Source organism: Rhizobium sp. 10N427, assembly GCF_056394605.1.
In genome coordinates this window covers 395049-421422 of record NZ_JBFTID010000003.1, presented here as the reverse complement: position 1 = coordinate 421422, position 26374 = coordinate 395049, and the positions used below count along the sequence as shown (strand labels likewise).

General features: G+C 61.3%; 29 protein-coding genes. 12 read left to right on the top strand and 17 right to left on the bottom strand.

The features are described from left to right. Window positions 1-45: 45 nt before the first annotated feature. Window positions 46-2727 (top strand): TIGR02302 family protein, encoded by a 2682-nt coding sequence (locus AC1DIJ_RS09485; protein ID WP_477831380.1) that lies wholly within the window; start codon window positions 46-48, stop codon window positions 2725-2727. 79 nt (window positions 2728-2806) lie between these two features. Beyond that, window positions 2807-3256 (top strand): hypothetical protein, encoded by a 450-nt coding sequence (locus AC1DIJ_RS09480; protein ID WP_112386165.1) that lies wholly within the window; start codon window positions 2807-2809, stop codon window positions 3254-3256. A gap of 10 nt (window positions 3257-3266) precedes the next feature. On the opposite strand, the gene AC1DIJ_RS09475 is transcribed toward AC1DIJ_RS09480, so the two are convergent. From AC1DIJ_RS09475 to AC1DIJ_RS09465, 3 genes are all read right to left on the bottom strand, one after another. Next, window positions 3267-3626: a response regulator gene (locus AC1DIJ_RS09475; RefSeq protein WP_027512336.1), complete on the bottom strand. Its 360-nt coding sequence runs from the start codon at window positions 3624-3626 to the stop codon at window positions 3267-3269. 118 nt (window positions 3627-3744) lie between these two features. Beyond that, window positions 3745-4287 carry a hypoxanthine phosphoribosyltransferase gene (gene hpt, locus AC1DIJ_RS09470; protein WP_112386130.1) on the bottom strand — a complete coding sequence of 181 codons (543 nt, stop codon included), beginning with the start codon at window positions 4285-4287 and terminating at the stop codon, window positions 3745-3747. Between the two features lie 61 nt (window positions 4288-4348). Continuing rightward, complete coding sequence (locus tag AC1DIJ_RS09465) at window positions 4349-5011, bottom strand: hypothetical protein (protein WP_112386131.1); 663 nt, start codon at window positions 5009-5011, stop codon at window positions 4349-4351. A gap of 207 nt (window positions 5012-5218) precedes the next feature. Between AC1DIJ_RS09465 and ftsE the strand changes: the two genes are divergently transcribed. The 4 genes from ftsE (at window position 5219) to AC1DIJ_RS09445 (ending at window position 8552) form a co-directional block, all read left to right on the top strand. Then, complete coding sequence (ftsE, locus tag AC1DIJ_RS09460) at window positions 5219-5878, top strand: cell division ATP-binding protein FtsE (RefSeq protein ID WP_112386132.1); 660 nt, start codon at window positions 5219-5221, stop codon at window positions 5876-5878. Window positions 5879-5936: 58 nt separating this feature from the next. Beyond that, entirely contained in the window at window positions 5937-6884 is a 948-nt protein-coding gene (locus AC1DIJ_RS09455; protein ID WP_477831387.1) for a cell division protein FtsX, read from the top strand. Between the two features lie 67 nt (window positions 6885-6951). Next, window positions 6952-7668, top strand: coding sequence for a YdcF family protein (locus AC1DIJ_RS09450; protein ID WP_477831379.1), 717 nt, complete (start codon window positions 6952-6954; stop codon window positions 7666-7668). 86 nt (window positions 7669-7754) lie between these two features. Continuing rightward, the gene (locus AC1DIJ_RS09445) at window positions 7755-8552 is read left to right on the top strand and encodes a lysophospholipid acyltransferase family protein (protein ID WP_112386134.1); all 798 of its coding nucleotides are present in this window, start codon (window positions 7755-7757) and stop codon (window positions 8550-8552) included. 2 nt (window positions 8553-8554) lie between these two features. Here AC1DIJ_RS09445 and AC1DIJ_RS09440 read toward each other — a convergent pair whose 3' ends face one another. Next, window positions 8555-9085, bottom strand: coding sequence for a gamma-glutamylcyclotransferase (locus AC1DIJ_RS09440; RefSeq protein ID WP_112386135.1), 531 nt, complete (start codon window positions 9083-9085; stop codon window positions 8555-8557). A 51-nt stretch (window positions 9086-9136) separates the two neighbouring features. Between AC1DIJ_RS09440 and AC1DIJ_RS09435 the strand changes: the two genes are divergently transcribed. Beyond that, on the top strand, window positions 9137-10138 hold the full coding sequence (locus AC1DIJ_RS09435; protein WP_112386136.1) for a DUF2125 domain-containing protein: 1002 nt from the start codon (window positions 9137-9139) through the stop codon (window positions 10136-10138). A 25-nt stretch (window positions 10139-10163) separates the two neighbouring features. Here the strand turns inward: AC1DIJ_RS09435 and AC1DIJ_RS09430 are convergent, their stop codons facing one another. From AC1DIJ_RS09430 to AC1DIJ_RS09420, 3 genes are all read right to left on the bottom strand, one after another. Further along, a complete protein-coding gene (locus AC1DIJ_RS09430) occupies window positions 10164-11096 on the bottom strand; it encodes a prephenate/arogenate dehydrogenase family protein (RefSeq protein WP_112386137.1) in 933 nt (310 codons plus the stop codon). Continuing rightward, window positions 11093-12202: a histidinol-phosphate transaminase gene (gene hisC / locus AC1DIJ_RS09425; protein WP_112386138.1), complete on the bottom strand. Its 1110-nt coding sequence runs from the start codon at window positions 12200-12202 to the stop codon at window positions 11093-11095. Before hisC ends, AC1DIJ_RS09430 begins: the two co-directional genes overlap by 4 nt. 84 nt (window positions 12203-12286) lie before the next feature. Next, window positions 12287-13063 (bottom strand): class I SAM-dependent methyltransferase, encoded by a 777-nt coding sequence (locus tag AC1DIJ_RS09420; RefSeq protein ID WP_112386139.1) that lies wholly within the window; start codon window positions 13061-13063, stop codon window positions 12287-12289. Between the two features lie 53 nt (window positions 13064-13116). Here AC1DIJ_RS09420 and gloB point away from each other — a divergent pair, with 53 nt between their 5' ends. After that, window positions 13117-13887, top strand: coding sequence for a hydroxyacylglutathione hydrolase (gene gloB / locus AC1DIJ_RS09415; RefSeq protein ID WP_477831378.1), 771 nt, complete (start codon window positions 13117-13119; stop codon window positions 13885-13887). Then, the gene (locus tag AC1DIJ_RS09410; protein ID WP_112386141.1) at window positions 13887-14309 is read left to right on the top strand and encodes a cupin domain-containing protein; all 423 of its coding nucleotides are present in this window, start codon (window positions 13887-13889) and stop codon (window positions 14307-14309) included. Before gloB ends, AC1DIJ_RS09410 begins: the two co-directional genes overlap by 1 nt. A gap of 1 nt (window position 14310) precedes the next feature. Here the strand turns inward: AC1DIJ_RS09410 and yddG are convergent, their stop codons facing one another. Together yddG and AC1DIJ_RS09400 are read right to left on the bottom strand one after the other, a co-directional pair. After that, a complete protein-coding gene (yddG, locus tag AC1DIJ_RS09405; protein ID WP_112386167.1) occupies window positions 14311-15204 on the bottom strand; it encodes an aromatic amino acid exporter YddG in 894 nt (297 codons plus the stop codon). Window positions 15205-15234: 30 nt separating this feature from the next. Further along, window positions 15235-16011 (bottom strand): DUF3108 domain-containing protein, encoded by a 777-nt coding sequence (locus AC1DIJ_RS09400; RefSeq protein WP_112386142.1) that lies wholly within the window; start codon window positions 16009-16011, stop codon window positions 15235-15237. A 238-nt stretch (window positions 16012-16249) separates the two neighbouring features. Between AC1DIJ_RS09400 and rpmB the strand changes: the two genes are divergently transcribed. Further along, entirely contained in the window at window positions 16250-16549 is a 300-nt protein-coding gene (rpmB, locus tag AC1DIJ_RS09395) for a 50S ribosomal protein L28 (protein WP_112386143.1), read from the top strand. Window positions 16550-16682: 133 nt separating this feature from the next. Beyond that, complete coding sequence (locus tag AC1DIJ_RS09390) at window positions 16683-17318, top strand: VUT family protein (protein ID WP_112386144.1); 636 nt, start codon at window positions 16683-16685, stop codon at window positions 17316-17318. Window positions 17319-17339: 21 nt separating this feature from the next. Here AC1DIJ_RS09390 and AC1DIJ_RS09385 read toward each other — a convergent pair whose 3' ends face one another. The 5 genes from AC1DIJ_RS09385 to AC1DIJ_RS09365 all read right to left on the bottom strand — a co-directional run bounded on the left by AC1DIJ_RS09385 (window position 17340) and on the right by AC1DIJ_RS09365 (window position 22789). Beyond that, the gene (locus tag AC1DIJ_RS09385; protein ID WP_112386145.1) at window positions 17340-17900 is read right to left on the bottom strand and encodes an ATP-binding protein; all 561 of its coding nucleotides are present in this window, start codon (window positions 17898-17900) and stop codon (window positions 17340-17342) included. Between the two features lie 69 nt (window positions 17901-17969). Continuing rightward, window positions 17970-18959 carry an esterase-like activity of phytase family protein gene (locus tag AC1DIJ_RS09380; protein WP_112386168.1) on the bottom strand — a complete coding sequence of 330 codons (990 nt, stop codon included), beginning with the start codon at window positions 18957-18959 and terminating at the stop codon, window positions 17970-17972. Window positions 18960-18963: 4 nt separating this feature from the next. Beyond that, complete coding sequence (gene cobT / locus AC1DIJ_RS09375) at window positions 18964-20865, bottom strand: cobaltochelatase subunit CobT (RefSeq protein WP_112386146.1); 1902 nt, start codon at window positions 20863-20865, stop codon at window positions 18964-18966. Between the two features lie 12 nt (window positions 20866-20877). Further along, the gene (gene cobS / locus AC1DIJ_RS09370; protein ID WP_112386169.1) at window positions 20878-21870 is read right to left on the bottom strand and encodes a cobaltochelatase subunit CobS; all 993 of its coding nucleotides are present in this window, start codon (window positions 21868-21870) and stop codon (window positions 20878-20880) included. Between the two features lie 304 nt (window positions 21871-22174). Then, window positions 22175-22789 (bottom strand): J domain-containing protein, encoded by a 615-nt coding sequence (locus AC1DIJ_RS09365; RefSeq protein ID WP_112386147.1) that lies wholly within the window; start codon window positions 22787-22789, stop codon window positions 22175-22177. A gap of 107 nt (window positions 22790-22896) precedes the next feature. Here AC1DIJ_RS09365 and AC1DIJ_RS09360 point away from each other — a divergent pair, with 107 nt between their 5' ends. Then, window positions 22897-23178, top strand: a complete 282-nt coding sequence (locus tag AC1DIJ_RS09360) for a BolA family protein (RefSeq protein ID WP_112386148.1) — start codon at window positions 22897-22899, stop codon at window positions 23176-23178. Window positions 23179-23233: 55 nt separating this feature from the next. Here the strand turns inward: AC1DIJ_RS09360 and AC1DIJ_RS09355 are convergent, their stop codons facing one another. From AC1DIJ_RS09355 to AC1DIJ_RS09345, 3 genes are read right to left on the bottom strand one after another with little or no spacing between them, the layout of a single operon-like run. Beyond that, complete coding sequence (locus tag AC1DIJ_RS09355) at window positions 23234-24544, bottom strand: HlyC/CorC family transporter (RefSeq protein ID WP_112386149.1); 1311 nt, start codon at window positions 24542-24544, stop codon at window positions 23234-23236. Continuing rightward, entirely contained in the window at window positions 24541-25674 is a 1134-nt protein-coding gene (aroB, locus tag AC1DIJ_RS09350; RefSeq protein ID WP_112386150.1) for a 3-dehydroquinate synthase, read from the bottom strand. Before aroB ends, AC1DIJ_RS09355 begins: the two co-directional genes overlap by 4 nt. Beyond that, entirely contained in the window at window positions 25671-26261 is a 591-nt protein-coding gene (locus tag AC1DIJ_RS09345) for a shikimate kinase (RefSeq protein WP_112386151.1), read from the bottom strand. Before AC1DIJ_RS09345 ends, aroB begins: the two co-directional genes overlap by 4 nt. Window positions 26262-26374 lie beyond the last annotated feature (113 nt).

The window sequence follows — 26374 nt, the reverse complement described above, 5'->3', positions numbered from 1 at the left end:
CGGAAGCGCCCACTGTTACTCTAACACGCCATGGCGGAGACCGGATTGAAGAAGAGCCCGAGCAGGCAGGGATATGGTGCATTTGCCATCAGGCCATCTCTTGCGAGGCTGGTTGCGGTAAAGCGTCTTTTCGCGCGTGTCGTCCTTCTCTCCGAGCAAGCATTGCCGCCGCTGGTGCCCGTTCTCTCGATCATCGCACTTTATCTTGCTACCTCCTGGTTTGGCCTCTTCCGCAGCGTTCCCGATGTCCTGCGCATCCTGCTGCTGGTCGCGTTTGCGGCCGCCTTCGTTGCATCACTCATCCCGTTCCGCCGACTGCGATGGCCAACCAACGCCGAGGCCGACCGGCTTCTCGAAGAACGCAACGGCCTGCCGCATCAGCCCGTCACCGTACAGGAAGACGAACCGGCCTTCGATACGCCGTTTGCCCGCGCGCTCTGGCGCGAACACCAGACGCGCATGGCCGAGAAGATCGCCGCGCTCGACGCCGGTTATCCGCGCCCGGACATCGCCCGGCACGACCGCTTCGCCCTGCGCGCCATTCCGGCGCTGCTCGTCGTCATGGGCTTTGGCTATTCGCTGTCCACCAATGGCGGTTCGATCGCCGACGCCTTCCAGCCTCCCGTCGAGCAGGGCGAGACAAATCCCGCCGTTCGCATCGATGCCTGGGTCACGCCTCCCTCCTATACCGGCCGCGCGCCCGTCTATCTGACGGCCACGGGCACGGAGCAGGCGCCGATCAACGTTCCGCAGTTCTCCAGCCTGACCGTGCGCGTCAGTGGCGGCCAAGCGGACGAAAAGGTCGTCTTCAAGAAGGAGAACGGCGAGGCCAGGGAGATTGCCGCCGAAAAGCAGGCAGGTCAGCAGACGGCAGGCGCTTCCGCACCAACTCAGCAGCCACAGCAGACTGCGGCCGGTGAAACGCCGGTTCCCACGGCACAGACGCACCTGATGAAGCTTGAGGAAAACGGTGCGCTGCAGGTCAACGGCCGCAGCTGGAGCTTCAATGTCATTCCCGACAAGGCGCCGGAGATCGCTTTCGATGGGCTGCCGAAGGCGAGCGTAAATGGTGCTCTCGAGATCAAGTTCACGGCCAAGGACGATTACGGCGTCCAGGAAGCCCACGCGGAAATTCTACCCGTCGAATCCGATCCTTCTGCCAAGCCTCTCTACCCGCTTCCCGATTTCCGCCTCGATATCCCGCGCCGCAATGCCCGCGATGCCAAGGGCGTTAGCAGCAAGAACCTGACCGAGCACCCGCTGGCCGGCAAGCGCGTCCGCGTGACGCTCGTTGCCAAGGACGCGGCAGGCCAGATCGGCCGCAGCCCGCCGCACGAAATGGTTCTCCCCGCGCGGCCATTCAACGAGCCGCTGGCCGCAGCCGTTGCCGAGGAACGCCAGGTCTTTGCGCTCGACACCCGCAAGATGCCCGATGCGATCGCGCTCAACGAAGCGCTGACGATCCGCCCGGAAGAGACGATCCCGAAACTCACCAACTACCTGCTGATCGAATCGGCGCTGGCGCGTATGAAGCTTGCCAAGACCGACGAGCAGCTGAAGGACACCGCCGATTATCTCTGGGACATCGCGCTTGGCATCGAGGACGGCGATCTCTCGCAGGCCGAGCGCAATCTGCGTAACGCCCAGCAGAACCTTGCCGACGCGCTCCAGCGCAACGCGCCGGATGCCGAAGTCAAGAAGCTGATGGACGAGCTTCGCAAGGCGATGAACGAATACATGAAGGAGCTCGCCCAGCGCATGCAGAATGCGCCGATGCAGCCCAATCAGAATGCCCAGATGCTGCGGCAGCAGGATCTGGAGCGGATGATGGACCAGATCGAAAACCTCGCCCGCTCCGGCAACCGCGATGCTGCACAGCAGATGCTGTCGGAACTGCAGCGGATGATGAACAACCTGCAGGCGGGACGTCCGCAGCAGGGCCAGCAGCAGCAGGGCGACAATAGCCAGATGCGCCAGCAGATGGACAAGCTCGGCCAGATTTTGCGCGACCAGCAAAAGCTGATGGAGCAGACCTTCAAGCTCGATCAACAGCTTCGTGACCGCATGCAGCGCGGCGACCCCGACATGGGCATGAACGACCCGCTGCTTGACAATATGATGCCCGGCCAGGACGGCGAACAGCAGGATCAGGGCCAGCAGCAGCAACAGCAAGGTCAGAACGGCCAGCAGGGTGATCAGCAGTCGAACGAGATGACCGAGCAGCAGCTGCGTGACGCACTGAAGAAGCTTCGCGAACAGCAGGATGCGCTCGGCAAGCAACTCGGCGAACTGCAGAAGGGTCTCGGCGACATGGGCATGAAGCCCGGCCCGGGCTTCGGCCAGGCACAGCGCGAGATGGAAGGCGCCGGTCGAGAACTCGGCCAGGGCCGTGGCGATACCGCAGTCCAGGGTCAGGGCCGCGCGCTGGAAGCGCTGCGCCAGGGCGCCCGTGAAATGATGAACCAGATGATGCAGGCGCAACAGGGCCAGCAGGGTCAGCAAGGCCCGAACGGCCAGGTCGGCCAGGGCGATCAGAACGGCCGCGACCCGCTTGGCCGCCCGCGGCGCGCCGATGGGCCTGACTTTGGTGATACCGTGAAAGTGCCCGATGAGATCGACGTCCAGCGCGCCAGAGAAATCCTCGATGCCATCCGCGAAAAGCTCGGCAACAACCCGCCACAGGAAATGGAACGGCGTTATCTGGAGCGGCTGCTCGATATTCAGTGATCGGGCGGCCGGAGGGCTCGCGTTTTTCGATCAGCTTCGTAATGTCCAATCTTGACGGTTGACGAACGACAGCGATTCGATGGCAATTCTCTTCAAGACTGCAATCAGCGAAAACTCAGCATTCGAGATGATCGAAAAGGCGCTTTCGGGCGCCTACCAGTATGACGGCTATCTCAACGTCGTCAGCGATGCCGGAGAAACGGCATTGTCCTGGGGACCGGCGATGCATGCCGAGGAGTTCAAGGCCGAGGTCAGCGAGATCCTGAGAAAGACCTGGGACGCCGCCCGCTTCTGGATCATCTACGAGCGCCGCGACGATCGCCGCGATCCCGAAGCCACGGAAATCCGCAACGCCGCCTTCCGCATCACCCGCGGCTATAGCGGCGTCGTGGTCATCACGCTAAGCCTGCTCGGGAAGCGTGACAGCGACAACGATATCGAGCTGGTATTCGTCTGCTTCGAGCAGGATTTTCACAGGCGGAATTTCCGGGTGCGCTACGAAGGCAAGTTCGTTCCGGACGAGAGTTGAGGCTGCCTGGTCAGGCAGCCAGTGCGCGGGCGACCGCCTTGCGGATATCGGGAAGTGCAAACGGCTTCGAGACCACATCGACGATCTTTTCAGCTAGATCGTCAGCGCGTTCGCGCTGTTCGGCATAGCCTGTCATCAGCAGGATTTTCAGCGCCGGAAAGGCTGACTTTGCCTGGTGTGCCAGCTCGATGCCATCCATGACGGGCATGCGGATATCGGACAGCAGCAGGTCGTAGACCCCGTCCTTCAGCTTCTCGAGTCCCTCGGCACCGTCGGCCGCTTCATCGGTCTCATGACCGTCAAGGCGCAAGGCCCGGGCTACGAAAGAACGGAGGGAATCTTCGTCTTCCGTGATCAGAATTTTTGCCATCGATGCATCGCTCCGTCTTCATGCCCCAAGACGGAAATCGCATGCCGTTCCTTTGCGATCAGTAAACGGCGGCGGGCGATGGACGGGATGGTTAACAACCCGTCTGTATCGCAGGCGCTCAGGCGTCGCCGGTGACGACGCCCACGAAGGGAAGTTCGCGGAAAGCGTAGGCGACATCCATGCCGTAGCCGACGACGAAATAGTCGGGGCATTCGAAGCCGACATAATCGGCCTCGAGCTTTTCCTTGCGCTTGACGCTCTTGTCGAGCAACACCGCGATCGTCACGTTGCGGGCGCCGCGTTCGAAGAGCAGTTCCTTGGCAAACAGCAGCGTACGGCCGGATTCCAGAATGTCGTCGATCAGCAGGACATCGCGGTCCTTCACATCGCTGTCGATATCCTTGACGATGCGAACGCCCTGCGAAACCGTGCCGGTGCCGTAGCTCGACAGCGTGATGAACTCGACCTCAGGCGCCAGGCCGTTGTTGTGCAGGGCGCGGATCAGGTCGGCCGCGAAAATGAACGACCCCTTCAAGACAGCGATCACCAGAAGGTCCTTGGTCGGACCTTCGGCAATCTGCTTTGCCATTGCATCGTTGCGCTCGGCAATCTGCTCGGCAGTGAAAAGAGGATCGATATTTTTTCCGCGCACGACAGGCATACGGCTTGCTCCGTGAAAATGAAGGGTAAGCCGTTAGCACATTAGACGCGGAGAAACACCCTTAGGGCATGAATGACAGCCGGACTTCCGGCATTTTTCCACCAGAGTGCTGAACACGCGCCGAAAATCCGCGGCTCTCGCCGCCATAGATCACGTCGACTGGCGGGTTAATGACGATGCTCGCCATCAGCCGCCCATCGCTCACTAGGTCGGCGCGGATCGGCCGAACCGTCTGCGTGGTGCCGCTCTCRTTTTCGAGAATGCCGTTGACCATCAGGATACGCATGCCATTGGCATCGCGCGGCGTCAGCGTCACATGGGTGAAATGCAGGGGCGATCCGATCGCAGACTGGTCGTCCGCCTGAAGACTGGAGAAACCGCCGGACAACCCGAAGACCAGAAGAAAAAGCAGAAGGACAAGCGCCGCAAAACTCTTGAACGATGCCTGCTGCAGATGTTCTTCCAGGGCGCGCAAGGCGACCACAGCTCCGGTCACCGCTTTAGGTGTCTCCACCTTCGGTACTGCTGCAGCCCGCTTGCGATTATCGTTGAAACTTTTCGCATTGAAGCCTGGCGATGGGCTTCGCCCGCTGATGACGACGAACTCGGCATCGGAAATGTCGGCCGGGCGCGTTCCGGCCCGCGGCTGGCGTGCCGCCTTGTCCGGCGGCAGGAAATCATAGGCGTGCCCCGGCGCGCGGCGGCTGAACGAAGATGCTTCCATGATGACGGCCTTTCAGCTCTTCACATGGTTTCGGTGCACGGACGATACCGGGCATTGAAACGAATCCAGCTCAGTCGTAAATTTTAATGGTTAATGCTTCGCTAAATCCGGTGCCGATAGGGCATCTTTCCGCCGAAATTTACCGGTTGTTAATCCACTTGGTTAACAAGTCGATGGTGTGAAACCTCGAACAATCTGAGTTGCCCGTTGATCCACTTCGAGAATGTCGGTTTGCGCTATGGCATGGGGCCGGAGATCCTCCGGGACCTGACCTTTGACATTCCGAAAAAGTCCTTCCAGTTTCTGACGGGTCCCTCCGGCGCCGGCAAGACCACGCTGCTGCGCCTGCTCTTCATGTCGCTGCAGCCGACCCGCGGTCTGATCCGCATGTTCGGCCGCGATATTTCGGATATTCCGCGCCCGGAACTGCCGCTGCTGCGCCGCCGCGTCGGCATCGTCTTCCAGGACTTCCGCCTTCTCGACCACCTGACGACCTATGAGAACGTCGCGCTGCCGCTGCGCGTGCGCGGCAAGGACGAGAGCACCTACAAGACCGACGTCCTGGAACTGCTGAAATGGGTCGGGCTCGGCGAGCGCATCAACGTGCTGCCGCCGGTCCTCTCCGGCGGTGAGAAGCAGCGTGCCGCGATCGCCCGCGCCCTCATCGACCGCCCGGAAGTCCTGCTCGCCGACGAACCGACCGGCAATGTCGATCCGCCGATGGCGCGCCGCCTTCTCAATCTCTTCCTCGAGCTCAACCGGCTCGGCACCGCCGTCGTCATCGCCACCCACGATCTGGCCCTGATGGACCAGGTCGAAGCGCGGCGGATGATTCTGTCCGAGGGGCATCTCGACGTCTATGACTGAGCGATCCCCCAGCAAGAAGGTAGCGGAAGCGGCCACCCAGCAGCAGCGGCGCCCGGAAATGCGCGTTCGCCCGACAGCGCCGATCCTGCCGCCTTCCAACATCCAGGGCAACGCGCTGATGGTGGTGATCGCCATCATGGCCTTCCTCGCCTGTCTGACGCTCGGCGGCGTCAGCATGGTGCGCTCGACCGCCGCCAGCTGGGAAAGCCAGATTTCCCGCGAAATCACCATTCAGATCAAGCCGGACGACGGCCTCGACATGGACAAAGCGCTGAACCAGGCGCGCGATATCGCCATGACCTTCGTCGGCACCAAGAGCGGCCAGATTGTCGATGAAGCCGCAACGGCGCGCCTGCTCGAGCCCTGGCTCGGCAGCGGCCTCGATCTCAAGGAACTCCCGGTTCCCCGGCTCGTTATCGTTACGATCGACGAAAACAATCCGCCGGATTTCGAGGCAATGCGCTCGCTGCTCAAGGACAGTATCCCGCAGGCGACGCTGGACGACCACAGAACGTGGGTCGACCGGCTGGTATCGATGGCGCATACGACCGTCATGATCGGCACCGGCATTCTGCTGCTGGTCTTCACCGCCATGGTACTTACCGTCGTCTTCGCAACGCGCGGTGCACTATCGGGCAACCGCCATATCGTTGAGGTGCTGCATTTCGTCGGCGCCGAAAGCTCCTTCGTTGCAACCGAATTCCAGAAGCACTTCCTGAAGATCAGCCTCAAGGGCTCGGCGATCGGCAGCGGTCTGGCAGCGCTGTTTTTTGCCGCCGCGGGCTTCCTGCAGAGCCGCACGATCGCCACACCGCAGACCGATCAGGCAACTGCGCTTTTCGGGACCTTTTCGGTCGGCGTGCTCGGCTATTTCGGCATCTTCGCCACGATGATCATCATCGCCCTGCTGACGACGCTGACGGCGCGCGTCACGGTCGTCCGCACGATATACGAGATCGATACACTTCGCTCCGATCCGACACGAACAGACGGGATAGCGAGCTGATGATAGCTATCACACATAGCGCCGCCTTTGCCCGTTCGCTGCCGCAATCCCGATATATGCACGACTCATGACCATGGGCTACACGAGACGCAATCCGATTCGCCCCGACCCGGCGCTGGCTAGCTACCGGGTCGAGACGCCGCGTCGCGGGCCTCTGCGCCGCATGCTGCGCTGGTGCGGCTTTGCTGTCGTTCTCGCCATGGCGCTCATCTTCGGCGGCTTCCTGCGCTTTGCCGATTCCGTCACCACAATGAGGCCGCCAGCCGAACCGAAGGCCGACGCGATCGTCGTGCTGACAGGCGGCTACCAGCGCATCGACCAGGCGGTCGAACTCCTGCAGAAGGGCGCCGGCAAGCGGCTGCTGATTTCAGGCGTCCACCCCTCGACCACACCCGCACAGATCCGCAAGACCACGACAGGGTCGGCCGATCTCTTCGATTGCTGCGTCGATATCGGCTATGACGCGATCGACACGATCGGCAATGCCGAGGAAGCATCGAACTGGATCCATGCCAAGGGCTACCGAAGCGTGCTCGTCGTCACCAACAACTATCACATGCCCCGCAGTCTCGCCGAACTTGCCTATGTCGACGACGACACCCAGTTCATTCCCTATCCGGTCGTGAATTCCGACCTGAAGACGCGCGCCTGGTTCATGGATCCGAATGCGCTGCGTGTCATGCTCGCCGAATATGGCAAGGTGCTGTTTGCCGGTGCGCGCAACATCACCGGCTTCGGCCGCCACCCCGGCCTGCGTTCGGCTGCCGCCGACGGCAAGGACTGAAGCGAAGCGTCTTTTTCTGGCGGTGATAATCGTGTAGGCAGGTCGCAACCGCCCTGCTCGCGGATATAGGCTTTTCGGGAAACCTTATGCTCGCCCTGCGTTCCGTTCTCTTCAACACGATCTTCTACGCCAACCTCATCCTGCGGATGATCGTGCTTTCGCCCTATTATTTCGTCGTGCCCCGGCTGACCGCCTACCGCATTCCGAAGAACTGGGCGCTCTCGAACCACTGGCTGATGGAGAAGATCGTCGGCACGACCTTCGAGATCGAGGGCATGGAGAACCTGCCCGATGGTGGCTATATCCTGGCGCCGAAGCATCAGTCCTTCTGGGATACCTACGCGCTGCTTCCCTGGCTGAAGGACCCCGTCTATATCCTCAAGCGCGAACTGATGTGGATCCCGCTGTTCGGCTGGTATGCCAAGAAGCAGCGGATGATCCCGGTCGATCGCGGCGCCCGCGGCAAGGTGATGGTCGAAGTGCTGAAGCGCACCAAGGAAGAGCTGTCGACCGGCCGCCAGCTGATCATCTATCCTGAGGGCACCCGCCGCCCGCCGGGCGCCGAGCCGGTCTACAAATACGGCATTGCCCGCATGTACCGGGATCTCAACATCCCCGTCGTGCCGATCGCCATGCATCCCGGCCTGTTCTGGCCACGCCGCAGCACCATGCGCTATCCCGGCCATTTCAAGGTCCGCATCCTGCCCGCGATCATGCCGGGCATGGACCCCGATGCCTTTTTCGAGCATCTCGTCGAAGTCACGGAGCGAGCCAGCGACGAACTGCTTCTCGACACCGTCGCCCGCAATCCGCATCTCCCGCTGCCGCAGACGGCCATCGACCGGCTTGCCGTTCTGAACGAACCGAAGACCGCGTCGGCCTGAGTTCAGGCGGCGCGCAGCCGCTCGACTTCGCCTACCACCTGCTCCAGCCAGTGATCGCGGATTCCCATCTGCTTCAGATGGGACAGTGTGTTGAAGACATAAGCGTCGTTCGGACCCGATTGCCCCTCGGCCTCGTTGACGACGCGCGCGGCCTCGCCGGTATCAAGGGCGCCCGCATATTGCACGTGGCTGCGGTCCACGACATAGGCGACCGCCTTCACCGCGCGGCCATCGGCCAGCAGCAGCGAGACGCGCTTTTCCAGATAGACATTGGTCACCAGTTCGCGAGCCCGTAGATAATCGATGACCTCTTTCCACTTTTCCGGCGCGACGGAGAAGGCCATACCGCGGCATGAGCCACCGCGATCAAGACCGAGCACGAGACCGGGATTTTCCTGCGTTCCGCGATGAACCCAGGAGCGGACGCAGAGCGAACGCCGATAGCCATAAATCAGAGCCTGCGACCGTTCAGCAAACTCGAAGCCCGGGTTCCACATGAGGGATCCGTAGCCAAACACCCAAAATTCGTCCATATCGCAAGCCAGACCGAGATTCCTATTCGCGATTCACCATTGGAGAACATCATGGCAGCGTCAAGCCAATCCGGCAGCAGCAGAAAATTCTGGTGGCTCGGCTTGGGCATCGTACTGGTGGTCGCAATCTATACCGGCGGCTGGTTCTACGCCGCTTCACAGCTGAAGGACACGGTGCTGAAGGTCATCGCACCGCATAACACTGCCGGTGTCAGCGGCGAGTGCGCCGATATCGATTTCCGCGGCTATCCCTTCCGCATCGGCCTGTTCTGCTCGAAGGTCGATGTCGACGACAACAAGAACGGCGTGTCGGCGAGCTTCGGCCAGCTGCGCTCCGCCGCAAAGGTCTATGCGCCCGGCCATATCGTCTGGGAACTGGATTCGCCTGCCGAAATCCGCACCGCAAACGGCCTGACCCTCTCGGCCCAATGGGCAAACCTGCAATCCAGCCTGATCACCAAGTTCAAGGGCATCGACCGGACATCGACCGTTATCGAAGGACTGAAGGCGACCGCGGTTTCCTCCTATAGCGGTCAGACGATCGACGTCGATGCCGCCCGTACGGAAATTCATCTCCGCCAGAATGAAGGCGATCTTGATGGCGCGATCTCGCTGCAGGATGCCAGCACCGTCATCAAGGATTGGCCGCAGGTCTTCCCAAAATTCTCGGCGAGCGCCGACGTGACGCTGGCCGGTAAGGCGGGAATGATCGATGGCAGCGACAAGCAGGGGCTCTACGGCGCCAGTGGCGAGCTGCGCAAGGTCGTGGCCGATATCGGCGACGGCAAGGTCATGACGCTGACCGGCCCCTTCTCCTTCGATGAGCAGGGCTTTCTTTCGGGTAAGTTCAAGCTTGAGATCGAGCAGCTCGGCCCGTGGCGGGACAGCATCAAGCAGACTTTCCCGCAGATCGCCAAGACGGTCGATACCGCCGCCAAGCTTCTGAAAGCACTGGCAGCCGGCAGCGATCGCGTGTCGGTGGATCTGGTGGTCAATCGCGGCGAGGCAACCGTCAGCGGCTTCATCCCGCTCGGCTCCATCCCGCCTATCTAAAGCGTTTTCTGAGAAACGCTGGAGATCAGCTCTTCTTCGGTTCCTGGCCGTGATGGCGGCCGAAGTCCGGCGCGTCAACGTCCTGACCAGCCTGAATGATCGAGCGGCGGATGGCGCGGGTGCGGGTGAAGAGCTCGAAAAGCTTGTCGCCCTCGCCCCAGCGGATAGCCCGCTGCAGGTAGGCTAGGTCTTCCGAGAAACGCGACAGCATCTCAAGGATAGCATCCTTGTTGTGCAGGCAGACGTCGCGCCACATGGTCGGGTCGGATGCCGCGAGACGGGTAAAGTCGCGGAAACCCGAAGCCGAATACTTGATGACCTCGGATTCCGTCACCGCCTCCAGATCGTCGGCAGTGCCGACGATATTGTAGGCGATGATGTGGGGCAGATGCGAAACGATGGCCAGCACCTTGTCGTGGTGCTGCGGATCCATCTCGTCGACCCGAGCGCCGAGCGCCTCCCAAAAATGGCGAAGCTTGGCAAGCGCTGCCGGATCCGTACCGGTCACCGGCGTGAAAATGCACCAGCGCTGTTCGAACAATCCGGCGAAACCAGCATCCGGTCCAGACTTTTCGGTACCAGCCAGCGGGTGGCCCGGAATGAAGTGAACGCCTTCGGGAATATGCGGCTGCATCTGCGCGATAACAGAGGCCTTGGTCGAGCCCACGTCCGTGACAATCGCGCCCGGCATCAGCGTTGCGGCGATTTCCTTGGCGACACTTCCCGACGCACCGACCGGCACCGAGACGATGACCAGATCCGCATCCTTCACGGCTTCGGCCGCGGACTGGAGATAGCGGTCCCCAAGACCGAGTTCTTCCGCCCGCTTCAGCGTGTCGGCGCTGCGGGTCGAAATCACCACTTCCTTGGCGATCCCCAGCCGCTTGACGTCGTGAGCGATCGACGAGCCGATGAGGCCGATACCGATAAGCGCGATGCGGTCGAACTGGATGGTCATGCCTTGCGTCCCATAAACTCGCCGAGCGACTCGATAACACCGCGGTTCGCCTCTTCCGGGCCAACGCTCATGCGCAGCGAGTTCGGGAAGCCATAGCCCTTGACCGCACGCAGGACGTAGCCGCGGCTGGTCAGGAACTCGTCTGCATCGGCAGCGCGCTTGCCATCGGCATCGGGGAAATGGATGAGAATAAAATTGGTGACCGACGGCGTCACCGTCAGGCCAATCGTCTCCAGGGCACCCTTGAGCTTCTCGATCCACATCAGATTGAAGGAAACAGCCTCCTGCACATGTGCCTGATCGCGAACAGCCGCAGCACCTGCGGAAATTGCCGGCGCATTCATGTTGAACGGCCCGCGGATGCGATTAAGCGCATCGATGATCTCCGCCGGCGCGTACATCCAGCCGACGCGGAGCGCGGCCAGGCCATAGACCTTCGAGAAGGTGCGGGTCATGACAACATTGGCGTTGGACGAGACGATCTCGATACCGGATTCATAGTCGTTGCGGCGAACATACTCGGCATAGGCGGCGTCGAGCACCAGCACCGCATCCTTCGGCAGCCCGGCCTGAAGACGGCGGATTTCGCTGACCGGCACATAGGTGCCTGTCGGGTTGCCCGGATTGGCGATGAACACCATCTTCGTCTTCGGCGTCACGGCTGCGAGAATCGCATCGACATCGACCGCGTGATCCTTCTCCTTAACGGTCACAGGCGTGGCGCCCGCGCCCATGATCTGGATCTTGTAAACGAGAAAGCCGTGCTCGGTGATGATGGCCTCGTCGCCAGCGCCGAGATAGACGTGGCAGAGAAGGCCGAGCAGCTCGTCGGAACCGTTGCCGCACATGATGTTAGCCGGATTCAGACCATGAACCGCAGCGATCGCCTCGCGCAGCTCGTGTGCCTGCCCATCCGGATAGCGCTCGAGATTGCCGGCAGCGTTCTTGAAGGCTTCGACCGCCTTCTGGCTGGCGCCGAGCGGCGTCTCATTGGAGGAGAGCTTGTAGACGCGGGCAACGCCCGGCGCATGTTCCTTGCCCGGCACATATGCTGCGATATCAAGAATACCGGGACGTGGAACGGGCTTGCTCTTCTCAACGCTCATGGGATCAACCTTGGAAAAATGCCGGGAATTCCGGCTTAAATTGCCCTTTGGCAATAAAACGGAAAGCGGCTTTTGTCGAGTGACTTAGCGGTTGCGCGTGGTCGGAACGCCATGCGGCGCAAGAACCGGCACGAAGACGCGGCGCGAGGCGCGTGCAGCTACCGGCAGACCCTGATAGAGACGCTTCTGCGCCTCGACGATGATGACACCGGAGAAGGCGGGCCACAGCGTCCGTCCGATGCGCTCGAAGCCACGCCGCAGGCTCAGTACAGTGCGCAGCTTGGACGGCGGGAAGAACAGCGCCTCGGCGGAAGCTCCGGGGGTAAAGTTGGTCTCGCGCAGCAAATGCGTCAGCTGGCCACGCGAATAAGGGCGGCCGGAGCCGAAGGGCGTGTGCTCCATCCGCGCCCAGACGCCACGCCGGTTTGGCACGACGATCACCAGACGCCCGCCCGGCGCAAGCACCCGCCAGAGCTCCTTCAGCGTCTCCCGCGGGCTTTCGGCAAATTCCAGCGAATGAACCATCAGCACCCGGTCAACAGATGAATCCGGCAGCGGCAATTCTTCATCGAAAATCAGCGCCGTCGAGGAGAGCGACCCCATCGGCCAGTTCACCGCGCCCTGGCCGGCCGGCATGAAGGCGAAGGTGCGCTCGGTATCGGCTCCGAAACGATCGAGAAACGGCACGGCATAGCCGAGACCGACCAATCTCTCCTGCGGCAGCCGCACCCAGAGCGACGACAGCGCCATGGCGATCGACTGCTCGGCCAGGCGGCCAAGCTCGGAATGATAAAACTGGCGTAGATCGACAATATCCGCGTGCATTGCGGTAAATGTTATCAGTGGGCGGTTGGACTTCAAGGCCGGAGCCTCTACATTCCGGGCATGTCCGTAGGAAAGAGGCCGTTCAGACTATGAAACCTTTGGAATTAGAAGTTTTTCTCTGCCGCTCCGATAATTTTGGCGTTCTCGTGCATGATCCGGAAACCGGCCTGACGGCAACGATCGACGCGCCGGATGCGGCTGCGGTCGAAGCGGCAGCCAAGCGCCGCGGCTGGACCATCTCCCACATCTTCACCACCCATCACCACACCGACCATGTCGAAGGCAATCTGGCGCTGAAGGAGCAGTTCGGCTGCGAGATCATCGGCCCGGTGAACGAGGCCGTGGCCATCCCTGGCCTCGACAAGACGATGGCCGATGGAGACARCTTCACCTTCGGCGACCATACGGTCAACGTGATCGAGACCCCCGGCCACACCGCCGGCCACATTTGCTATCACTTCGTCGACGACAAGCTGCTCTTCGCCGCCGATACGCTGTTTGCGCTCGGTTGCGGCCGCCTGTTCGAGCGCCCCGCCGCCGACATGTGGCATTCGCTGCAGAAGCTTGCGGTCTTGCCGGATGAGACGGCCATCTATTTCGGCCATGAATATACGCTGTCCAATGCCCGCTTCGCCGTCACCATCGACCCCACAAATGAGCGGCTGAAGGCCCGCGCCGCCGAAATCGAGGCACTGCGCGCCGACGGACGCTTCACGATCCCGACGACGCTGGCGCTTGAGAAGGAAACCAACCCCTTCCTGCGCGCTGCCGATCCAGCAATCCGCCGCAATCTTCTGATGGAAACGAAGACGAACGAAGAGGTCTTTGCGGAAATCCGCAAGCGCAAGGACAATTTCTGATGTCGCCCGACGAGATCATCGAGGCGCTTTCGATGCAGCTGCATCCGGAAGGCGGCTTCTATATCCAGACCTTCCGCGACACCAATGGCGGCGAGCGCGGTCATTCGACGGCGATCTACTATCTGCTGAAATCAGGAGAGCGATCGCATTGGCACCGCGTCCACGACGCCGCCGAGATCTGGCACTATTACGCCGGAGCACCGCTCGCCCTGCATCGCTCGGAAGACGGAACGCGCAGCGAAACGCTGAAGCTCGGCACCGACCTGGCGGGCGGCGAACGCCCCCAGGCAATCATTCCCGCCAACTGGTGGCAATCGGCCGAAACGCTCGGCGATTTCACCCTTGTCGGCTGCACCGTCTCACCCGGCTTCGAATTCTCGAAATTCGAGATGGCACCGCCGGACTGGGCACCGGCCGGCTGACCTACTCGGCTGCCGCAGGCTGTTTCGGCGCCGTCTTGCGCCGGAACATTTCCTGCGCCGCCAGAATGGCACCACCGGTGACCAGCAGGCAGGCAAGAGCAATCCGCCAGCTCGGCTCCGCAAAGCCGAACAGAGTCAGGATCAGCGTCGAGAGCAGCGGAGCGGCATAGCTTGCAGCGCCCAAAATCTGTATATCGCCATTCTTGACGCCATGATCCCAGGCATAGAAGGCGGCCCCCACCGGAAAGAGCCCGAGCCCGACGACGGCCAGCCACTCGAATGCCGTTTCAGGCCATACGGTGGTTTCCAATCCGAGATGGCAGACGAGCGACAGGATCGACGTGGCGATGCAGAAGCCGGTCACGACATCGGTCGACACCGCATCGAAACGCCGCGTCAGCAGTGAATAGCCGGACCAGGTGAATGCGCAGAGAAACGCCGCGCCATAACCGACGGCATAGGCGCCATCGAAATTGATGCCGTTGCGTCCGACGATCAGAAACGTGCCGCAGAGACCGCCAAGGGCACCGGCAATATGATACCAGCGCAGCTTCTCGCCCGGCAGCAGCGCCGAGCCGACGACGATCAGCAGCGGCCAGAGATAGGCGATCAGTCCGGCCTCGACTGCCGGAGCGTTCCGGAGCGCCGTGAAATAGAGAAAATGATAGCCGAACAGACCGGCGATGCCGACGATCCAGACCTTCGCCGGCTGCTTCAAGAGCGCCAGCCGCGACGGGTTGAGAACGAGGACGGCGATGCCGGGGATACTGCCGATGGCAAAGCAGATCGCCGACAGCTGGAATGGCGGCATCTTGCCGGATGCAGCAGTGAAGAGCGCGAGAAACGACCACATCAGAATGGCCGTGAAACCGATCAAAGTTGCCCGAAGCTTCATCATGTCCCCCGATTGCGGAGACAGGCTCCGTCAGCTGGCGCTGTATTTCACCGCCTTGATCGTCACCGTTCCATATTGCGTCGGAATGCTGACGTAGACTGGAGCATATACATTTGCCGCATCCGCCTTGGCAAACCAGATTTCCATCCGGCCGCTCTTGCTCAGATAATCGATATCCTTGCGGCCCTTCTTGTAGCCCGACCGCGGCACGAAGCGGACGCTGCAGACGGTCGCCTTGCCGGTGAACCCATCCGTCGCAAAATCTTCGGAGCCCTTCGGCGATAGCACCAGATCCATGCGCATCTCGCCGTCATAGATCGGCAGCTTCTGCGAGCAGAGCTTCACGTCAGCAGGAAAGATCAGGCCGGAAATCGGATCGAGAACCGATCGCATATCGCCCGGCGATACATTGATCCAGTTGCTCGGCGGCTTGCGCTCCGGCTTCACCGTGGTCGAAACGATATTGCCGTTGCTGTAGCGAACCTCGTAGGTCCGCGCCCGCTTGCCGCTCTTGTAATAGAGCGAATAGCGCTGCGCCTGCAGCCGGTCATCGCGGATGACGCCATCGACGCTGGTCTTAGCCGAAATCGTCGTCACCAGGTCGGCAAGACCAGCCGAGCTGATGTCACCGGATACCGTATAGCTCTTGTCATCCTCGATCTGCGTGACGAAGGCCGCCCGCGCGATCGGCAGGACACCGAGGGCGACGCGATATTCCGTGCGGTGGCGGATCTCCTCCGCGCCGGCCGGAATCGCCATCGATGCCACGATTGCAGGGATCAAAATCCGTCTGCCCAGAAGAGCCATGAAGCGAGCCTTGTTTGACGGGCGAACGCCGCCCTGTTACGCGGTCTATACTCTGGCCGCTTGTCGAAGCAAACACGAGCTTTTTGACAGAATTGCGGGAAAGGCCAAGGTTTGGCTTGACGCGGCGAGCCGCTCTGACTATAGAACCGCAACTTTCCAATCATGGCCTTGGATTGCAAGCCCGGTTTTGCCGGTGCGTCGTAATTCGGCGGCTGAGAAAAACAAGAATAGGTGTCAAATGTCTCGCGTGTGCGAATTGACCGGCAAGGCCGTCCTCGTTGGCAACAATGTCAGCCATGCCAACAACAAGACCAAGCGTCGGTTCCTGCCGAACCTGTGCCAGGTTACCCTGATCTCCGACGCTCTCGGCCAGCGTTACCGCCTGCGCGTTTCGGCTCACGCCCTGCGCTCGGTTGAACATCGCGGTGGTCTCGACGCGTTCCTGATCAAGGCAAGCGAAAACGAACTGTCGATGCGCGCTCGTCTGCTGCGCCGCCAGATCGTCAAGAAGACTGCAGAAGCTGCTGCTGCCGCCTAAGCATCGGCGCGCTTTCTTCTCGAAAGTTTCAAAAGGCTTGCACGGTTGAAACCGGACAAGCCTTTTGCTTTGCCGGTATGGTACCGGCCAAAATTTGTTCACTCCAACTGGTGGCATCACCCAGGATAAAAAAATGCTGAAGACACGCTATCTGCTTATCTATGTGGCCCTGATGACGCTCGTCGTCGTCGCCTCAAACTTCCTCGTTCAGTTTCCGCTGAACGCCATGGTCGCCGGCATCAACCTTGCCGACATCCTGACCTGGGGCGCCTTCACCTATCCGATCGCCTTCCTGATCACCGATCTGACGAACCGCCAGTTCGGTCCGCAGACCGCCCGCAAGGTCGTCTTTGCAGGCTTCGTTGTCGGCGTCGGCCTGTCCTTCTACACGGCCGTTCCGCGCATCGCGATCGCCTCTGGCTCGGCCTATCTTGCCGGACAGCTGCTCGACATCGCCGTCTTCAACCGCCTTCGCCGTCAGGCCTGGTGGCGCGCGCCGCTGGTCGGCTCGTTGATCGGCTCGGCGCTGGATACGATCATCTTCTTCTCCTTCGCCTTTGCCGCCTTCTTCGTCTTCTTCGGCGCGAACGAACCCTTCGCGCTGGAATCGGCGCCGATCCTCGGCGTGCTCTCGATGGAGGCTCCGCGCTGGATCTCCTGGGCGCTCGGCGACTTCACCGTGAAGATGCTGGTTGGACTCGTCATGCTGCTGCCCTACGGCGCCCTGATGAACACCCTGCGCCCGATGCAGGCAACAGCCGCTCGCTAAAAGCAAATGAGGCCGTTGGCGCTATGCCGGCGGCCCTTTCGTTCTGAGGGCAGGATGGCGCAATACTTCCGCGGCGAGGCTATCGACCGGCTCTGAGGAATCGAGCCTGAGCAACGGCGTTGCCCTGCCCTTCAGCCATTCCTCATGCGAAGCGGCGCTTCGCCGCTCCGGCCCTGCCGTATCGTAGCTTTCGGCCCACTCCAGGAATTCCTGGCTCTTCTCTGCCATGTCGCCACCAGGCTTGATCCGGTCGCCATAGCGGGTCTCCTCTCGCTCCCGGATGCGTGCCATGCGCAATACGGGGTCGATCCTGAGGAAGACGATGAGATCGTAGAGCGGCTCGAACTCGGCCGCCCATTTCAGCGCTGAGCCAGAGAGAACCCAGCCGTTGGAGGCTTGGATTGCCTCGTGCAGCATCGCCACCCGCGCCTCGACCGGCCGCTGTGTGGTGAATGGCGGATCGGTCGGCATCCAGAAGAAATGATCGGTATCGAGGTGCCGGATCCCGAGCTTCGCGGCAAGCGCTTGACCGAGCGTCGTGGTGCCGGAGCCTGACGCTCCCATGACATGAATATTCAGCATGGCTCTCTCGATATCGGTGAAGGGAGAGAGCAGATAGCGGAGAGTTTTGACAGTTGTTCGGCGGCGCGCTCACTCGGCGAGCCGGAACTCCAGCATCATGTTCCGCTGCAGGATCGAATGGTTATCGTCCGAAACGAGGATGATATGGGTCGAGCCATCGTCGGCCCGGAAGGCATCGAGCCCTTCCATATTGTCGATCTGATAGCCGAAATCGGCGGTCATCAGCACCGTGCCGGTTGCGACAGCGCCAGGCTGGATTTCGGCGGCAGCGATCCGGCGGATGCGCATGCCGATACCATCTGCCATGTTGAAGCGCCGCTCCAGAAGCAGCAGATCGCCATCGGGCAGAAACGCCCCGTCGGTCGGATCAAAATCGCCGGAGCGGCTGACAGCAAACCGGCCCTTCAGCGGCCCCTCCAGGATCGCCGCATAGACGTTTCCATCATCATCGAGGCTCTCCTCCGCGACAATGACTGCAGAACCCTTCAGAGCGCTGTCTGCGGGCGCAATCGCCACCGTCTCAAGGCTGCGGTTGCCGCGCAGGTCATCGCGCGGGATCAGGATGGGCAGCGTGCCCAAAGCGGGTGAATTCGCGAAGCCCTGACGCGGATAGATATCGACGCGATGATTGCCCTCGAAGGAGACAAGCGCGCGGTCCTTGTCGAGCGCGAGCCCTTCCGCATCCATGCGGCCTTTGCCTTCGAAACTGCGCCCGGTCGCGTCCTTCATCGGATTGATATCGACATCGGCAAGACCGGAAAGACGGCCCTGCGCATCGCGCACCAGCGTGCCGGTCAGCCAATGGCCGGTATCGAGCACCCCCGCTACATGCCTCCGATCCGGATCGACCTTGATCGATGACCACGAGCCGAATATCCGGTTGCTCGACACCATTTCCAGACCACCGATGAATTCCAGCGGGCCGAACCTGGTTTCGTCAGAACCGATCTTGAAGGTGGTGATGACGCGGCTCTCGATCGGGGCACTCTCGGCAATCACCGCAGATGGCAGTCCCGCAAGGCAGACAGCAAGCATGGCCACGCGGGAAAAAGCGATCATATGGTCAGCTGGCGCGGCGCGCGTGGCCGCCACGCGGCTGTGCGGCCTGATCCTCGAACAAAGAGGCCAGCTGTTCGGTCATCGCGCCTGCAAGCTCGTCGGCATCGACGATGGTGACGGCGCGGCGATAGTAGCGCGTGACGTCGTGACCGATACCGATGGCGAGCAGCTCGACCGGCGAACGCGTCTCGATCTGCTCGATGACGGCGCGCAGGTGGCGCTCCAGATAATTGCCCGGATTGACCGACAGCGTCGAGTCGTCGACCGGCGCCCCATCCGAGATCATCATCAGGATCTTGCGCTGCTCGCGCCGCGCGATCAGGCGGTTATGCGCCCACATCAGCGCTTCGCCGTCGATATTTTCCTTGAGCAGACCCTCGCGCATCATCAGCCCGAGATTGCTGCGGGCGCGGCGCCACGGAGCGTCGGCGGACTTGTAGATGATATGGCGGAGATCGTTGAGACGGCCCGGCGTCTGCGGCTTGCCACCGGCCAGCCAGCTCTCGCGCGCCTGCCCGCCCTTCCAGGCCTTGGTGGTGAAACCGAGGATCTCGACCTTGACGCCGCAACGCTCCAGCGTGCGCGCCAGAATATCGGCGCAGGTGGCAGCAACCGTGATCGGACGTCCGCGCATTGAGCCGGAATTGTCGATCAGCAGCGTCACGACGGTATCGCGGAACTGCGTGTCCCGCTCCATCTTGAAGGACAGCGCCTGCATCGGATCGATGATCATGCGCGTCAGACGCGCCGGATCGAGATAGCCCTCTTCCAGGTCGAAATCCCAGGACCGGTTCTGCTGCGCCATCAGGCGGCGCTGCAAGCGGTTCGCCAGACGGCCGACGGCCCCCTGCAGATGCGCCAGCTGCTTGTCGAGAAACGCGCGCAGGCGCTCGAGCTCCGTGGCGTCGCACAGTTCTTCGGCCGTGATGATCTCGTCGAATTCCTCGGTAAAGACCCGGTAATCGACCTTCTCGTTGAAATCGGCGAAAGGCGTATTCGGACGGCGGGTCTCGCCCGGCGTCTCGGAATCGTCCTCACCCTCTTCCATCATGTCGTCGTCGGAGATTTCGGCGCCTTCAGTCTCGCCGTCCTCCATCTGCTCGTCGGCGACTTCGCTGTCTTCGACCGGTGCAGCATCAGAACCGGCGTCTTCGTCAACCTCGTCCTGGTCCTGCTCGTCGCCGCTCAGCTGGTCGTCCTGATCAGAGTCCTCGTCGGTTTCCGGCTCGCTGTCGTCGTCGCCATACTCCTCGGCCATTTCCATGGCCGACAGCATGTTGCGGATGACCTTGGAGAAGGCCTGCTGGTCGTTGATGACGTTGGAGAGATTATCGAGCTCGGTGCCGGCCTTGTCCTCGATGAAAGGACGCCAGAGATCCAGCACCTTGCCTGCCGAGGCCGGAGGCTTCTGACCGGTGAGCTTTTCGCGCACCATCATCGCCACGGCTTCACCGATCGGCGCGTCTTCCTGACGCTCGATACCGTTGAAATTCGCCTTGGCATATTTCTCGTCGGTCATGGAGCGCAGGTTCGCAGCCATGCCTTCCATCCGCAGCGCGCCGATCGATTCGACTCGTGCCTGCTCGACGGCATCGAAGACGGCACGGGCATCGGAACCCTGCGGCGCCATCGTCGTGTGGACCTTCTCGTCGTGGCAGGCAAGACGGAGCGCCATGGAATCGCCCAGACCGCGCGTCACCGCCAGCTCATGCGCCGTCGGCCGTTTGGAAAGCTCGGGCAGCCGGATACGCTCGGCCGTCATTCCCGGACGTTCGTTGGCGAAGGTCACTTCGACCTCGTCGTTACCGGCGATTGCGCGGACGCAGCCGGTTATCGCGCGCCGCAACGGCTCGATATCGATAGGGCCGTTGGGCTTGGCTTTCGAATTGTCACCACGAGATGCCATGATCGACCGGCCTTAGGCCTCCAGAACGATGTTGGCGGCGCTTTCCTTCAGCTCGACGCCGAAGGCACGCTGGTAATGTTCGGCAACGAGCGCACGTTCAAGCTCGTCGCACTTGTTGAGGAAGGTGACGCGGAAGGCGAAGGCGAGATCACCGAAGATCTCGGCATTTTCGGCCCAGGTGATGACCGTACGCGGGCTCATGACGGTCGACAGGTCGCCGTTCATGAAGGACGCGCGCGTCAGATCGGCAACGCGGACCATCTTGGAGACGGTGTCGCGGCCATCCTTGTCCTTGCCGAAGCTCTTCACCTTGGCAGCGATAATGTTCACTTCATGCTCATGCGGCAGATAGTTCAGCGTCGTGACGATCGACCAGCGGTCCATCTGCGCCTGGTTGATCTGCTGCGTGCCGTGATAGAGGCCGGTCGTATCGCCGAGACCGACCGTGTTGGCGGTCGCAAACAGGCGGAAAGCCGGGTGCGGACGGATGACGCGGCTTTGATCGAGCAGCGTCAGGCGGCCGGCGGATTCCAGCACGCGCTGGATGACGAACATCACGTCCGGGCGGCCCGCATCGTATTCGTCGAAGACGAGCGCGACGTTGTGCTGATAGGCCCAGGGAAGAATGCCGTCCTTGAATTCGGTGACCTGCAGCCCGTCCTTGACGACGATCGCGTCCTTGCCGATCAGGTCGATACGGCTGACATGGCTGTCGAGGTTGATACGCACGCACGGCCAGTTGAGGCGCGCGGCGACCTGCTCGATATGCGAGGACTTGCCGGTACCGTGGTAGCCGGAGATCATCACGCGGCGGTTATGCGCAAAGCCTGCAAGAATGGCGAGCGTCGTCTCGCGGTCGAAAAGATAGTCTGGATCGAGGTCCGGAACATAGGCGTCGCCCTTACTGTAGGCGGGAACGCGAATATCGGAATCGATGCCGAAAACGTCTCTGACCGAAAAGGTCGTGTCCGGCAGAGCGGGAATATCTAACTCAATCTTGCTCATCACGTCTCCAAGGCGGGCATAGCGCCCGGCCATATCTCTCAGGCCATTTCGCAACCGCGACGCCGCAGTTTTCTACCACGCCGTCCAGGGTGAGAACGTCGGCGATGCTTCTCCGGGACTGAAATGAAACCTCGGCGGGATGATGACCCCGAGCATTCTAGAACAAAGTCCCGGACAAGAAACGCCGCGTCCGGAAGGAAGGCAAAGGCGCCAGAAGCAAAACGCAATAATGCATGCCGCGATTGCCTGCGGCCCTAGCCGATTTGGACCATACCCGATTGAAGACGGAGAGCAAGGACGGGAATTAACAAAAACCGTTCTGCTTCAACAATTGATAGGCCTGGATCACGGCACGGAACCGCTCCTCGGATCCGCGGTCGCCGCCATTGGCGTCAGGGTGGTGCTTTTTCACCAGCTCCTTGTAGCGCGTCTTGATCTCGGCCGACGTCGCATCGGCGGCAAGGCCCATCGTATCGAACGCCTTGGCTTCGAGGCTTTTCAACTTGCGCTGTTCTGGAAAGCGCGGGCCGCTGCCCTTGCTGCCGCTGACGAAGCCGAACGGATCGCGCACCCGGTTATAGGAGCCCGAGCGGACGTCTGATTGCAGCGGGCTGTTCTTGGCGGCCTTGTTGACGCCGACCGTCCAGGTGGGGCGATGACCGGTGATCGCTTCCTTCTGGTAGCGGGCGATCTCGCCATCGGACAGGCCGGAGAAGTAGTTATAGCCCTTGTTGTATTCCTTGACGTGCTCGAAGCAGAATAGAAAGAACTGCCCCTCGGCATTGCGTCCGACGGGAGCGCGATGCGCACCTTTCTTGTCACAGCCGTCCCACTGACAGGTCGGGGGAGCCTGTTCGGGTTCCTGCTCGCGTTTGCGGCGGGTGCGGATGCGATCGAAATATTTGGAATCAAGTCTCATGACGGCGCTAATTATGAAGCTGCCGCGGCGCGACAACAAGAATTGACAAATGGGAATGTTGCTGGCTTGGTGGGAACCCCTTTTTTCACCAGCAACTGGACGAAAACGTGACCCTTCAGGCCCGCATAGAAGAAAAACTGACCGAGGCTTTCGTGCCCGAACGTTTGAGCGTCATCAACGAAAGCCACCTCCACGCTGGCCACCAGCCTGACATAACAGGGACAGGCGAAACGCATATGCGTGTTCGTATCGTCTCTGAAAAATTTTCAGGAATGACGAGGCTAGCCCGACACCGGGCCATTACCGAACTCTTGAAACCAGAGCTCGATGCCGGGCTTCATGCCCTCGCCGTCGAACCCTCGGCACCAGGAGAAGCGACCCGCTGGTAGTGGATACCGGCCTCATATAAGTCTTTGCGGCGCGCGATCCAACAGCAAAAGCCAGTTAGACCGCCTTGGGCGCGTCTTCTTCGGCGGGGCGAATGCGCAGCTTGGTGATGCGGTTCTTTTCGCGCTTCATCACAATGAAGCGCTTGCCGTAGAAGGTGAAGGCCTGCCGCTCTTCCGGGATTGTCATCGACTCGTGAATGACGAGGCCGGCAATCGTCGTGGCCTCCTCGTCGGGAAGCTGCCAGTCGAGCGCCCGGTTTAGGTCACGGATCGGAACGCCGCCATCGACGACAACGGAACCGTCGGCCTCCTGACGGACACCTTGCATCTCGATGTCGTGCTCGTCGGAAATATCGCCGACGATCTCTTCCAGAATATCCTCGAGGGTGACGATGCCCTGCACCTCGCCATATTCATCGACGACGACGGCGAAATGTTGCTTGCGGCGCAGGAAGGCGTTCAGCTGATCTTCGAGATTGGTGCTGTCAGGCACGAACCACGGCTTCTGCGCGATCTTGACGACATCAAGATTCTCAGGCTCGACATTCGGCTCGGCCAGCGCCCGCAGCAGGTCCTTTGCATGCACAACGCCGATGATATTGTCGGTCGTTCCACGCCACAGCGGCATGCGCGTGTAGGGGCTTTCGAGAATGGTCCGGACCACAGCTTCCGGGGCGTCGTCGGCATTGATGGCCCGCATCGCCATGCGATGCACCATGATGTCAGACAATTCGAGCTGGCTGAGATCGAGCACGCCGCCAAGACGGTCACGGTCCGCCTTGACGACGGAGCCTTCCCGGTGAAGCAGATCGACCGCACCGCGCAGCTCTTCATGCGCCGTCAGCATCGATGTTTCGCGCGACAGCGTTATGCCGAAGACACCGAGGATCTTGCGCACGATCGCATTGATGAAGGACGAGACCGGGCCGACAATGGCGACGAAAAGCTTGACGGCAAAGGCAACCGTGAGAGCGAAACGGTCAGGCGTCGAGATCGCCCAGCTCTTCGGCAGAACTTCCGCGAAGATGACCAGGATGACGGTCATCGCCAGCGTTGCAAGCGCCACACCGGAATTACCGAACAATCCGAGAAACAGGCTGGTCGCCAGCGCCGACGACAGGATGTTGGCGAGATTGTTGCCGATCAGCAGCGCGCCGATCAGCCGGTCGCGCCGCTCGATCAGCTCCCGCACCACGCCGGCGCGTTCGTCGCCATTGGCCTCGAGCGTGTGGATGCGGCTGCGCGAGACGGCGGTCAGCGCCGTTTCCGATCCGGAGAAGAAAGCGGACATGAGAACGAGGGCCACGATGGAGACAATTTCTGGCCAGTAGACAGAAAGAAATGCCAGCGTGCCTTCGATGCTCATTGCGGGTGCTTTTCCTTGAGGAAGCTCAACACTTCGGATTGCGGCACGTCGTCGGCGATGAAGGACTGCCCGATGCCGCGCGTCAGGATGAAGGTGAACTTGCCGTTCTTGACCTTCTTGTCCTGCGCCATCGCCTCCATCAGCCGTTCGGCCGGCGGCAACTCGCCCGGGATATCCGACATCCGCGTCGGCAGGCCAACCGCCTTCAGATGCGTCTCGACGCGTTTGGCATCATCGGGGCTCGCAAGGTTCATGCGCGCCGAAAACTCATGCGCTAGCACCATGCCGATCGAAACGCCTTCGCCGTGCACCAGGCGGGCGCTGTCATAGGCCGTGGCCGCTTCCAGCGCGTGACCGAAAGTGTGGCCGAGGTTGAGCAAGGCGCGCGGGCCATTTTCCCGCTCGTCGGCCACCACCACGTCGGATTTCGCCTGGCAACTGGTGGCGATCGCCTGGATGCGGGCATCGCCTCCGGCAAACACGGCCTGCCAGTTCGTCTCCAGCCAGACAAAGAAGTCAGGCTTGTCGATCAGGCCGTATTTGGCCACCTCGGCATAGCCCGCCCGGAATTCGCGCTCCGTCAGCGTGTTCAGCACATCGGTATCGGCAAGCACCAGATCTGGCTGATGGAAGACGCCGATAAGGTTCTTGCCATGGCGGCTGTTGATGCCGGTTTTGCCGCCGACGGATGAATCGACCTGCGACAGCAGAGAGGTCGGCACCTGCACGAAGCGTACGCCACGGCGCACGATACCGGCGGCAAAGCCTGCGAGGTCACCGATCACACCGCCGCCGAGCGCCACGACATAATCGTTCCGCTCGACACGCGCTTCCAGCACCTTGTCGCAGACCGTCATCAGATGCTCGAAGCTCTTGGTCTTCTCGCCGGCCGGCAACACCAGCGTCGAACACGCAATGCCGGATGCTTCCAGGCTCGCGACCAGTGCATCGAGATAGATGGGCGCCACATTCGCGTCGGTGACAATAGCCGCCTTGCGGCCCTTGAGGCGGGCGGTGATTTCGGCACCGGCGCGCGCAATCAGCCCCGGCCCGATCAGAATATCGTAGGCGCGATCGCCAAGCGGCACATGCACCTTCTTTTCGGCGGCAACGGAAGCGATCGCATTCATGGCACTGCACTTTCACTTTGGTGTTCCACCACGGCCTTCAGTACTTCGTCGGCCATCAGTTCCTTGCGCACATCGCGCGACAAAACGGTGACGTCGGCCTGCGCATAGATCGGGTATCGCGCGTTCATCAGGTTTTCGAGCGTCTGCATCGGGTTTTCGGTCTTCAGAAGCGGCCGCGTATCGCGCTTGTTGACGCGTTCCCAGAGCACATCCAGATCAGCCTTAAGCCACAGCGACAGGCCGCCCTTCTTGATATGCTTGCGGGTGCGGTCGTTGATGAAAGCGCCGCCACCGGTCGAGACTACGCGAGGCCCGTTCTTCAAAAGCCGCTTCATCACCCGCGTTTCGAGCGCCCTGAACTCTTCTTCGCCGTATGATGCGAAGAGTTCGGTGATCGTCATGCGCGAAACGCGCTCGATCTCGACGTCGCTATCGATGAACGGAATTCCAAGCTGCTGGGCGACAAGCCGCCCGACGGAGGATTTTCCTGCACCCATGAGGCCGACGAGGATAAGATTGCGGGACCCGAGCGCGGCGCGAGCTCTGTCTTTCAGACTGTCTGCAACTGTCAGAACTGGGTCACTCATCGGTCCATTCACACTTTGTTTGCAAACGGTATCGACAAATGAAGGTGTAGCGTCAAGTCGCGGGCAAGGGAAACATGTTCCAAATGCGGCTTCTTGCACGCAATCGCGCTTCT

Coding starts and splice junctions, on each gene's coding strand:
- AC1DIJ_RS09480 (WP_112386165.1), top strand. CDS start 2,807: ATGGCAATTCTCTTCAAGACTGCAATCAGCGAAAACTCAGCATTCGAG.
- AC1DIJ_RS09475 (WP_027512336.1), bottom strand. CDS start 3,626: ATGGCAAAAATTCTGATCACGGAAGACGAAGATTCCCTCCGTTCTTTC.
- hpt (WP_112386130.1), bottom strand. CDS start 4,287: ATGCCTGTCGTGCGCGGAAAAAATATCGATCCTCTTTTCACTGCCGAG.
- AC1DIJ_RS09455 (WP_477831387.1), top strand. CDS start 5,937: ATGCGCGTTCGCCCGACAGCGCCGATCCTGCCGCCTTCCAACATCCAG.
- AC1DIJ_RS09450 (WP_477831379.1), top strand. CDS start 6,952: ATGACCATGGGCTACACGAGACGCAATCCGATTCGCCCCGACCCGGCG.
- AC1DIJ_RS09445 (WP_112386134.1), top strand. CDS start 7,755: ATGCTCGCCCTGCGTTCCGTTCTCTTCAACACGATCTTCTACGCCAAC.
- AC1DIJ_RS09440 (WP_112386135.1), bottom strand. CDS start 9,085: ATGGACGAATTTTGGGTGTTTGGCTACGGATCCCTCATGTGGAACCCG.
- AC1DIJ_RS09435 (WP_112386136.1), top strand. CDS start 9,137: ATGGCAGCGTCAAGCCAATCCGGCAGCAGCAGAAAATTCTGGTGGCTC.
- AC1DIJ_RS09430 (WP_112386137.1), bottom strand. CDS start 11,096: ATGACCATCCAGTTCGACCGCATCGCGCTTATCGGTATCGGCCTCATC.
- hisC (WP_112386138.1), bottom strand. CDS start 12,202: ATGAGCGTTGAGAAGAGCAAGCCCGTTCCACGTCCCGGTATTCTTGAT.
- AC1DIJ_RS09410 (WP_112386141.1), top strand. CDS start 13,887: ATGTCGCCCGACGAGATCATCGAGGCGCTTTCGATGCAGCTGCATCCG.
- yddG (WP_112386167.1), bottom strand. CDS start 15,204: ATGAAGCTTCGGGCAACTTTGATCGGTTTCACGGCCATTCTGATGTGG.
- AC1DIJ_RS09400 (WP_112386142.1), bottom strand. CDS start 16,011: ATGGCTCTTCTGGGCAGACGGATTTTGATCCCTGCAATCGTGGCATCG.
- rpmB (WP_112386143.1), top strand. CDS start 16,250: ATGTCTCGCGTGTGCGAATTGACCGGCAAGGCCGTCCTCGTTGGCAAC.
- AC1DIJ_RS09390 (WP_112386144.1), top strand. CDS start 16,683: ATGCTGAAGACACGCTATCTGCTTATCTATGTGGCCCTGATGACGCTC.
- AC1DIJ_RS09385 (WP_112386145.1), bottom strand. CDS start 17,900: ATGCTGAATATTCATGTCATGGGAGCGTCAGGCTCCGGCACCACGACG.
- AC1DIJ_RS09380 (WP_112386168.1), bottom strand. CDS start 18,959: ATGATCGCTTTTTCCCGCGTGGCCATGCTTGCTGTCTGCCTTGCGGGA.
- cobT (WP_112386146.1), bottom strand. CDS start 20,865: ATGGCATCTCGTGGTGACAATTCGAAAGCCAAGCCCAACGGCCCTATC.
- cobS (WP_112386169.1), bottom strand. CDS start 21,870: ATGAGCAAGATTGAGTTAGATATTCCCGCTCTGCCGGACACGACCTTT.
- AC1DIJ_RS09365 (WP_112386147.1), bottom strand. CDS start 22,789: ATGAGACTTGATTCCAAATATTTCGATCGCATCCGCACCCGCCGCAAA.
- AC1DIJ_RS09355 (WP_112386149.1), bottom strand. CDS start 24,544: ATGAGCATCGAAGGCACGCTGGCATTTCTTTCTGTCTACTGGCCAGAA.
- aroB (WP_112386150.1), bottom strand. CDS start 25,674: ATGAATGCGATCGCTTCCGTTGCCGCCGAAAAGAAGGTGCATGTGCCG.
- AC1DIJ_RS09345 (WP_112386151.1), bottom strand. CDS start 26,261: ATGAGTGACCCAGTTCTGACAGTTGCAGACAGTCTGAAAGACAGAGCT.